This window comes from Natrinema versiforme JCM 10478 (genome assembly GCF_000337195.1).
Lineage (GTDB): Archaea > Halobacteriota > Halobacteria > Halobacteriales > Natrialbaceae > Natrinema > Natrinema versiforme.
Window position 1 is genome coordinate 41,753 of sequence record NZ_AOID01000035.1, and the last position, 8,407, is coordinate 50,159.

Genomic DNA, 8,407 nt, shown 5'->3' on the forward strand with positions numbered 1-8,407 from the left:
GTGGCTGTGGCTACCGGTCGGTCACGCCAAACGGGTGCGTTCATTACCCCCTACCCGCTAGAGGCCAGTATCGTGTCTCGGATCGAACGCTGCGATCGGCGCGGGTGGGGCGCGAACGGTTCGATCGATCGAGACCACGCTTAGTCATGCACGGATCACACGCCACGGGGAGCCCGTACGCTCCCCACACGGAGGAGGACCGCACGGCGATGCTCGAGGCGGTCGACGCGGACACTGTCGAGGACCTCTTCGACATTCCCGCCGACGTCCGGTTCGAGGACGGTTTCGATATCGACGCGCGAACGGAGCGGGAGACGCGGCGGCTGGTTCGCTCGGTGCTCGGTCGCAACGACGACCTGACCGAACTGCTCGGGCGCGGCCACTACGGCTACTACATCCCGTCGCTGGTCGACCATCTCGCGGACCGCTCGGAGTTTCTCACGTCTTACACGCAGTACCAACCCGAGATCTCGCAGGGGTTCCTGCAGGCCCTGTTCGAGTACCAATCGCTGCTGGTCGAACTGACCGGCCTCGAGGTCGCGAACTGCTCGATGTACGACGCGGCGACGGCACTCGGCGAGGCCGCGACGCTGGCCGACCGCATCCGCGACACCACTGGCCACCGCGTGCTTGTCCCCGAACGCCTGCGCGCGGAACGGCAAAGCACCCTCGAGAACTACGTCGCCGGCACCGACCTCGCCGTCGAGACCTATCCGGTCGAGGACGGCAACGTCGATCTCGCGGCGCTCGAGGAAACGATCGACGAGGAGGTCGTCATGCTCTACGCCGAGAACCCCACGGTACGCGGGACGATCGAGGAGCACCTCGATGCGGTCGGCGACCTCGCCAACGACAACGACGCGCTCTTCGTCCTCGGCTCGGACCCGATCGCGCTCTCCGTGTTGCAGCGTCCTGCCGATGTCGGTGCCGATGTCGTCATCGGCGACGCGAGCGTGCTCGGCCTCCCGACGAGCTACGGGATGGGGCTAGGCCTGTTCGCGACGCGAGAGGACTACCTTCGGCAGGTTCCCGGCCGACTGGTCGGGGCCAGCGAGGACGCGACCGACCGCCGGGCGTTCACGCTCACCCTGCAGACCCGCGAACAGCACATCCGCCGGGAACGGGCGACGAGTAACATCTGTACGAATCAGGCGTGGGTCGCGCTCCGGACTGCGATGCACGCCGCCGTCCTCGGCCCGAGCGGCATGGTCGACCTCGCGGAGCGCGACGTGCGGCGAGCGCGGGACCTCGCGGCCCGCCTCGACGGCATCGTCGGCGTGAAAGCGCCGGTCCACGATCGGCACCACCTCCGGGAGTTCGTCGCCCGCGTCGACCAGCCCGCGACGGCCGTCGCCGAGGACCTCGAGCGACGCGGCTTCGCGGTCCACGTCCTCGGGGACCACGAGATTCAAGTCTGCGTCGCCGGCGTCTCCGACGACCGAATCGATCGATTCGCCGAGGCCTTCGCGGAGGTGGCGCGATGAGCGACGACCGACCCGTCGGCGAGGCGAATTCGCGCTACGATCAGGCCAGATACATCGAGAACGGCGAGTACGAACCGCTGCTCTCGGCAAAGGATCTGACGCGAGTCGAGATCGGCGGCGGTAGCGGTGACGGTGGCGACGAGAGCGATGGCACCGGCAGCGACGCCTCGCCGCTCCCCGACGACCTCACCCGCGACTCCCTCGAGCTTCCGGAACTCTCCGAACCCGAACTGGCCCGCCACTACACGCGGCTCTCCCAGATGATCTACGGGATCGACAGCGGGCCGTACCCGCTGGGATCGTGTACGATGAAGTACAACCCGAAGTTCACCGAGGACGTGGCGGCGCTGCCCTCGGCCGCCGTCCACCCCGACCGGTCCGAGGGATCAGTTCAGGGCACTCTCGAGTTGCTGTACCGGCTGCAGGACTATCTGGGTCGGATCGGTGGGATGGACGCGGTGACGCTCCAGCCGCCCGCCGGCGCGGCCGGCGAGTTCGTCGGCATCCGCGTCGCCGCGGCCTACCACGAGCACAACGGCGAGGGCCACCGCGACGAGGTCATCGTCCCCGAGAGCGCCCACGGGACCAACTTTGCCAGCGCCGCGTTGGGCGGCTACGACGTCGTCTCCCTACCAAGCGACGACGAGGGGCGGGTCGATCTCGAGGCACTCGAGGCCGCCCTCAGCGAGAATACCGCGGCGCTCATGCTGACCAACCCGAACACGCTCGGCCTGTTCGAGCGCGACATCACCGAGATCGCCGAGATGGTCCACGACGTCGGCGGCTTGCTCTACTACGACGGCGCGAACCTGAACGCCCTGCTCGGCCGCGCTCGGCCGGGCGATATGGGCTTCGACGTGATGCACTACAACGTCCACAAGACGTTCGCGACGCCCCACGGCGGCGGCGGGCCGGGCGCGGGGCCGGTCGGCGTCGTCGACGACCTCGCCCCGTTCCTGCCCACGCCTCGAGTCAGGGAGCGCGACGAAGGATCGAAGTCCAGCGATCCAGTCTACGAACGCTTCGAGCCCGAACACACCATCGGCAAGGTCCACGGATTCGACGGCAACTGGCTGGTGCTGGTCAAGGCCTTCGCCTACATTGCGCGCCTCGGCGACGAGGGGCTGGCGGACGCGAGCGCCTCCGCGGTGCTCAACGCGAACTACCTCGCCGAGCAGGTCGAGTACGACGTGCCGTACGGCCCGTTCCACCACGAGTTCGTCGCCAGCGCCGGCGGGCAGGACGCGGCCGACGTGGCAAAGCGGATGCTCGATTACGGGGTCCATCCGCCCACGACCAAGTGGCCCGAGATCGTCCCCGAGGCGCTGATGACCGAACCCACCGAGGTCGAGAGCAAGGCCACGCTCGACCGGCTCGCCGCCGCGTTCAACGCCGTCGCCGGCGAGGAGACGGAAACGCTCGAGCACGCGCCCGAACGGACCACCGCACGCCGGATCGATCAGACGAGCGCCGCGCGGACCCCGCAGCTGTCGTGGCAAGCACTCGAGGACGAGTGACCGATCTGTCGTGAGATGACAACCGAGTCGTCGTTCCGCGCGGACTACTGCGAGTCCGCCGCCGAGGAATACGCGATCGAACAGACCGTTGGAAACCGATTCTTGCGGGAGTACACCGACCTGACGCCGATGGCGGGCCCGAAAGCGGCCGCGATCGACGCGCTGGCCGAACGGGACGGTGCGGAGTCGTATCTCCTCGTCGAATGCAAGCGGAAGTACTCCTTTCGGGGGATCGGGCAGCTACTGCTGTACGACTACCTGTTTCGCCGCGACCGTGCGGCCGTCCGTCGCGCGTTCGCGGAGCGGGAGCGACCGTGGGACTCGAAACGCGCCGTCAGCGGCTTCGAAGCCCACGTTGCGGCGGACGGCGGCGATCGCCACCGGTATTATCCGAAGCCGGAAATCGCGACGGTGGATCGCCGACTCGTTCTCGGCGACCGCCCGTCCCACGGCTCGCTGCTCGTCGCCGCCTGCGATACTGACATCGATGTCTGCTGTGAGTCGTCCGATTGGTGGCCGATGACCGGCGAGGCGTTCGATCGAACGGTCGACCCAACCCCGGATATTGAGGCCTGTCTGTCCGAACTCAAGGGACGGCCAAAACTCGAGACGCCCGCCGAGGAAATCGTCGCGTGGAAGTTTCTAACCGGTCCGCACGCACCGCCGGCGGTGAGAGCGAGCGAACGGGTTCGAGAGGTTCCCGTCGGAACGCGAATCTTCGGCGACGAAGCGGGGCGGTATCGCGCGGACCTCGTCGTGTATATCCCGGCTCGACGGACGTTTTACGTCGTCGAAGTGAAGTCCGAACCGGACGTGAGCGGCTTTCAGACGGCGCTCGGGCAGGCGGTTAGCTACGCGGCGCTGTTCAGACACGACTGGGGTCTCCCCGTCGATCGGGTCGTTCCCGTCGTCGCGATGGACACCGCGCCGGTACTAGCGAAAGCGTACCGCGACGATCGGTACGGGACCTACAATGAGATGGTAGAACGCGCCGCGGAGACGACCGACGAAGCGGCGATCTGGTTCGAACGCTCGCTCGCGGTGTAACGGACACGCGACCGCTCACCCCTTGTTAGAATTCCGTACTCGAGCCGAGTTTGCGGTGGGGAAAATGGAGTCTGTCGGACGGCGAGAAAACCGGACGGGACGACGCGCTACGCGGTGCTCGAGTCGACGGCGGTGCCGTTGTCACCGATGCGGACGAAGCCGTAGTCACAGTCCGGGCAGTGCCATTTGACCTTCTCGCCGAGGTGAAGCGTCGTGCTGGCTGCGCGGTAGAACGTCTTCTCGTCCCCGCAGTTGGGACACTCGTGGTCGAGTTCCAGAGCCATACCCGACGGTAGTGAGCGAAGCGAGTTTAACGTACTGATTCCGCGGGCCGACTCGGGACCGCCAGACGCGGCTCGGGCCGCTCGAGCGACAGGGAAGTTAAGTGGAATCCCGCCGTCGGTTCGGTCATGTCGATTTACACCGGCCGCGGCGACGACGGGGAGACGGATCTCCGGGACATGACCCGCGTCTCGAAGTCGAGCACCCGGATCGAGGCCTACGGGACCGTCGACGAACTCAACGCTCTGATCGGGACAGTTCGGTCGACCGGGTACGACGACATCGATGACCGTCTGTCCGAAACCCAGAACCACCTCCACGTCGTGCAGGCGGACTTCGCGAATCCCGATCCCGACGAGGGCGACCCCGAAATCCGTTCAACCCACGTCGAGACTATCGAGGACTGGATCGACGAGTACGACGAGGAACTCGAGCCGCTGACCTCGTTTATCCTGCCGACCGGCAGCGACGACGGGGCGGCGTTACACCACGCCCGCACCGTCTGTCGGCGCGCCGAGCGGCGGGCGGTCGCCTTGGCGACCGACGAGCAGATCAACGAGGACGCAGTCCAGTATCTTAATCGCCTGTCGGATGGGCTGTTCACGTTCGCCCGCGTTGTCAACGCCCGCGACGGCGAACCGGAGGAAGCGCCCGACTACTAGCGCTAGAATCTCGGAAGCGACTGCTGGATCGTCTCGTCGGAGAGTCGAAGCCGAGCGGACGAGAAGGACTACGCGGTCTCGACCGACTGCGGCACCTCGAGCGCGACGAGTTCGTGTCCCGTCGCTCGCCGGTGGTCGGCTCCGATCCGCGTCGCCTCCTCGCGGCCGTCGGCCGTCCGTTCGTACGAACAGCTGTCACAGTCCACGAGGAACCGCTTCGTCGCTTCGCGAGTGGGGACCGCTGCTGTCTCTTTCGTTGCCATACTCTCTTCGTCGGCCAGCGACTGCTTGAACTGTCCGCCAAAAGACGTTGGAACTCGCCGTCGAACGGTATCGAACAGACCCCTCGGAACCGGCGTGTCGGCGCTCACTTCGGCGGGTTTGCTAGTTCGAGGCCCACGATCGACCGCCCGAGCACGTTCGCGTAGCCCGAGGCCGTGAGCTTCAGCGCGGGAACGCCGGGGAACGTGAGCGTCTGGAGGGTCAACAGCGGCCGCTCGATGCCGACGCCGCTCTCTCGAAGCGCGTCCTCGAGCGCGCCGAACTTCGTTGCGAACGTTTCGGGAGACAGTTCCGCCGCGGTCGCGGCGATCGGCATCGCGAGGTCGGCGACGACCTCGCCGTCGCGGGCGACCACGAAGCCGCCGCCCATCGACGCGACGCGACCTGCGGCGACGACGGCGTCGTCGGTGTCCGCCGCGACGGTCACCAGCCCAGTTGTTTCCCACGTACCGGTCGTGGCGACGGCACCCGACTCGAGGCCGTAGCCGGTGAGGAAGCCGGTAAAGCCCCGATCCTCGGTAGCTGGATCGCGGTCGAGTAGCGTCGCGGTGAGGACATCGTGTTCGGGGTCGGGCCCGAGCCGCTGGTCCGAGGCGTCTCCGCCGGCATCGATTCCAGCGTCGGCCGTCGTTTCGGTCGTGACGAGCCCCCGATCGACCGCCATCGCACGGACGGTGCCGTTCGGAGCCGCCTCGAGCGGCGCGGTAAAGCGCTCGCGCTCGAGATCGACCGAAACGGTGTCGTAGACGTAGTTGGGGTACGGGTCGGTTCTGGCTTCGACGACGGGGTCGCCGTCTACCACGACGCGATCGCCCTCCGAGAGGACCGTTTCGACGGCCATCGTCTCGAGGTCCTCGACGACGAGCAGATCGGCGACGGCTCCGGGTGCGACGACGCCCCGATCCGCGAGCCCGAAGTGGGCGGCGGTGTTCCGGGACGCGGCGTCGATCGCGTCCGCCGGGCGGATTCCGGCCTCGATCAGCCGCCGGACGATCTCGGCCATGCCGAACCCCTCGAGCAGGTCCCCGGGCCAGACGCCGTCAGTCGAAAGCGAGACGCTCCGCGGGTCGAGGTCCGGGTAGGCGTCGATGAGCGCGTCGAGGTCGTCACGGATCGAGCCGCAGCGGCCGACCACGTGGACGCCGTTCTCGGCGCGCTCGCGAACGCCGTCGGCCGAAATGGCCTCGTGGTCGTTGTCCACGACGGTCGCGAACGCGCGCAGCGAGTCGCCTCGACAGCCAGCTCCGTGGCCGACGATCGGGACGCCGGCGTCGCGTGCGCGCTCGTAGAGGCGCTCGATCGGCGCGTCCCGGCCGACGACGTGGATCCAGTCGATCTCGCCGATGCCGACGACCCGCTCGCGATCGAGCAGGGCCGAGAGCGCCTCGAGTTCGGCGGCGGTACCGGTCGCCGGCCCGAACGTATCGATGAAGGCCTGGGGCAGGAGGGTGAGATATGTCGTGATCGGGCAGTCGGCGGTCCGCTCGAGGAACGTGTCGACGCCGCGGCTGCCGAACAGCAACCCCAGCCCGGAGCTTTCGGTGACGACCGCGGTCGTGCCGGTCGCGAGCAGGTCAGGAACCGCGCGGTCGAAAATCAGCTGGATGTCCCCGTGCGTGTGGGCATCGATCAACCCCGGGAGGACGACGCGGTCGGTTGCGGAGACGACCGTCGTTTCCGGCCCGGTGACGGAGTCGGCGTCCCCGAGCAGCGCGGCGATTCTGTCGCCGACGACGGCGACGTCGCGCTCGAGGAATTCCCGGCGGTTCGAGCAGTAGACGCGGCCCCCCTCGACGACCAGATCGGCGGTCGCCCCCTCGCGCTCGAGGGCGACCGACTGAAACTCGTTCATGGACGGTCATTCTCGTGCAGGATCCTATGTGAATCGGTCACTCGAGAGCGGTCGCGGTCGCCCGTAGTGTCCGTTCGGGTCGGATTCTCGAATTCTGTTGCCGACAAAAGAACTATATCCTCGCTTGGCACCTCTACGGGAGAGGATCACATGAAAAGCACTTCGACGACAGCCGCTACTACCTCTCCCGCGCCGCCGAACACGCCCGCCTCGGCCGTACCGAGTCCCTCGAGCCACTCGCAGATCGCGTCCGAACGCTCCTCGGTCAGGAGACCGATCCGGAGCCAGAATCCGGGCGCTTCGATGGCGTCCGCCAAGACGTGAGCGCACTCGAGCGCCGCGCCGAGACGCGGGCCCGCGGGGCGCTCGGATACGTTCGTAGTCGGGTGGCAAGGGATCGGTTGCTCGAGGCCGACAGCGATCGGTGAAAGGAAGTCTTAAGTCGACCGCACGGGAATCACCTCGTGCGGGTTGGTGATCTAGTCCGGTTATGATACCTCCTTCACACGGAGGAAGTCGGCAGTTCGAATCTGCCCCAACCCATCAAATTATTGACGGAGTCGAGTGAACGTTTTCCCCGTCCTCACGGACTCTACTGGTGTATTCGCTGGAAACCTGTCGGTAACCTCGGCTACCAATCCAACAAGGTTCTTGTTGGCCCCAGTGCAGTGCCACAATCTCGCCCAAAGTATGAGATGATTGATAATAAATCCACTCTCCTCATGAATCTGTGGAGCACGATATCCGTAGGGATTAAGCTTGACTCTCCGACGATATCCAACCCATTCAATTATAATATATTCTCCTAATATTTATCCATCACCTGGCGTGGTGGATCTGATTACAGAAGCCGAGACTCAAAACACTTGCACTCCGCAGTACATTTGTGGCGGCGATGACGAATGGTTACCCTTCTGAGCCCTGTGTGATGACGGCACTGGCCGAACCGCTACACCTTCAGAAGTAGTGCGTTCTCTCCTGAGTTGCAACATTGATTCTCTATTGTAGATGCGCTTGGTACTACCTATCTTTGAAGCCAAGGTTCGTAGCCCTTAAGTATAGACCAGTGATTACGGTTTAGTACGAAGAAGATGAGGATTCCACCCCTGCGGTCCGCCGTACAGATGGGATCTGATGTTAGCCTTGGTAGTTCGGTGACGCCCGCTCGGTCGTCGAGTCGGAGTCATCGAACGTGGACCATTATGTGTGAGTGTGTACCAACATTCACCGCCAACAGACCCTCCCCAACGGGGGAGATCATATAGCATTCCGGTTGATCCT

At 65.7% G+C, this 8,407-nt stretch carries 8 protein-coding genes and 1 tRNA gene; 6 read left to right on the top strand and 3 right to left on the bottom strand.

Annotated features, from left to right (window positions below):
• Positions 1–146: 146 nt before the first annotated feature.
• The 3 genes from gcvPA to C489_RS12710 are packed head-to-tail and all read left to right on the top strand — an operon-like array spanning position 147 to position 4,048.
• Complete coding sequence (gcvPA, locus tag C489_RS12700; protein ID WP_006431687.1) at positions 147–1,484, top strand: aminomethyl-transferring glycine dehydrogenase subunit GcvPA; 1,338 nt, start codon at positions 147–149, stop codon at positions 1,482–1,484.
• Positions 1,481–3,001 carry an aminomethyl-transferring glycine dehydrogenase subunit GcvPB gene (gcvPB, locus tag C489_RS12705; protein ID WP_006431688.1) on the top strand — a complete coding sequence of 507 codons (1,521 nt, stop codon included), beginning with the start codon at positions 1,481–1,483 and terminating at the stop codon, positions 2,999–3,001. The genes gcvPA and gcvPB overlap by 4 nt, the downstream gene beginning before the upstream one ends.
• Before the next feature lie 15 nt (positions 3,002–3,016).
• Positions 3,017–4,048 carry a hypothetical protein gene (locus C489_RS12710; RefSeq protein WP_006431689.1) on the top strand — a complete coding sequence of 344 codons (1,032 nt, stop codon included), beginning with the start codon at positions 3,017–3,019 and terminating at the stop codon, positions 4,046–4,048.
• A gap of 107 nt (positions 4,049–4,155) precedes the next feature.
• Here C489_RS12710 and C489_RS22200 read toward each other — a convergent pair whose 3' ends face one another.
• Positions 4,156–4,332 (bottom strand): DUF7838 family putative zinc beta-ribbon protein, encoded by a 177-nt coding sequence (locus C489_RS22200; RefSeq protein WP_006431690.1) that lies wholly within the window; start codon positions 4,330–4,332, stop codon positions 4,156–4,158.
• A gap of 126 nt (positions 4,333–4,458) precedes the next feature.
• Here C489_RS22200 and C489_RS12715 point away from each other — a divergent pair, with 126 nt between their 5' ends.
• Positions 4,459–4,992: a cob(I)yrinic acid a,c-diamide adenosyltransferase gene (locus tag C489_RS12715; protein ID WP_006431691.1), complete on the top strand. Its 534-nt coding sequence runs from the start codon at positions 4,459–4,461 to the stop codon at positions 4,990–4,992.
• A gap of 68 nt (positions 4,993–5,060) precedes the next feature.
• Here C489_RS12715 and C489_RS12720 read toward each other — a convergent pair whose 3' ends face one another.
• Together C489_RS12720 and C489_RS12725 are read right to left on the bottom strand one after the other, a co-directional pair.
• On the bottom strand, positions 5,061–5,255 hold the full coding sequence (locus tag C489_RS12720; protein WP_049890829.1) for a hypothetical protein: 195 nt from the start codon (positions 5,253–5,255) through the stop codon (positions 5,061–5,063).
• Positions 5,256–5,359: 104 nt separating this feature from the next.
• Entirely contained in the window at positions 5,360–7,126 is a 1,767-nt protein-coding gene (locus tag C489_RS12725) for an adenine deaminase C-terminal domain-containing protein (RefSeq protein WP_006431693.1), read from the bottom strand.
• A gap of 116 nt (positions 7,127–7,242) precedes the next feature.
• On the opposite strand from C489_RS12725, the gene C489_RS23230 reads away from it, so the two are divergent.
• Positions 7,243–7,554, top strand: a complete 312-nt coding sequence (locus C489_RS23230) for a DUF7553 family protein (RefSeq protein ID WP_083902811.1) — start codon at positions 7,243–7,245, stop codon at positions 7,552–7,554.
• A 40-nt stretch (positions 7,555–7,594) separates the two neighbouring features.
• A tRNA-Val gene (locus C489_RS12730) sits at positions 7,595–7,669 on the top strand.
• Positions 7,670–8,407: the final 738 nt, after the last annotated feature.

Coding starts and splice junctions, on each gene's coding strand:
- gcvPA (WP_006431687.1), top strand. CDS start 147: ATGCACGGATCACACGCCACGGGGAGCCCGTACGCTCCCCACACGGAG.
- gcvPB (WP_006431688.1), top strand. CDS start 1,481: ATGAGCGACGACCGACCCGTCGGCGAGGCGAATTCGCGCTACGATCAG.
- C489_RS12710 (WP_006431689.1), top strand. CDS start 3,017: ATGACAACCGAGTCGTCGTTCCGCGCGGACTACTGCGAGTCCGCCGCC.
- C489_RS22200 (WP_006431690.1), bottom strand. CDS start 4,332: ATGGCTCTGGAACTCGACCACGAGTGTCCCAACTGCGGGGACGAGAAG.
- C489_RS12715 (WP_006431691.1), top strand. CDS start 4,459: ATGTCGATTTACACCGGCCGCGGCGACGACGGGGAGACGGATCTCCGG.
- C489_RS12720 (WP_049890829.1), bottom strand. CDS start 5,255: ATGGCAACGAAAGAGACAGCAGCGGTCCCCACTCGCGAAGCGACGAAG.
- C489_RS12725 (WP_006431693.1), bottom strand. CDS start 7,126: ATGAACGAGTTTCAGTCGGTCGCCCTCGAGCGCGAGGGGGCGACCGCC.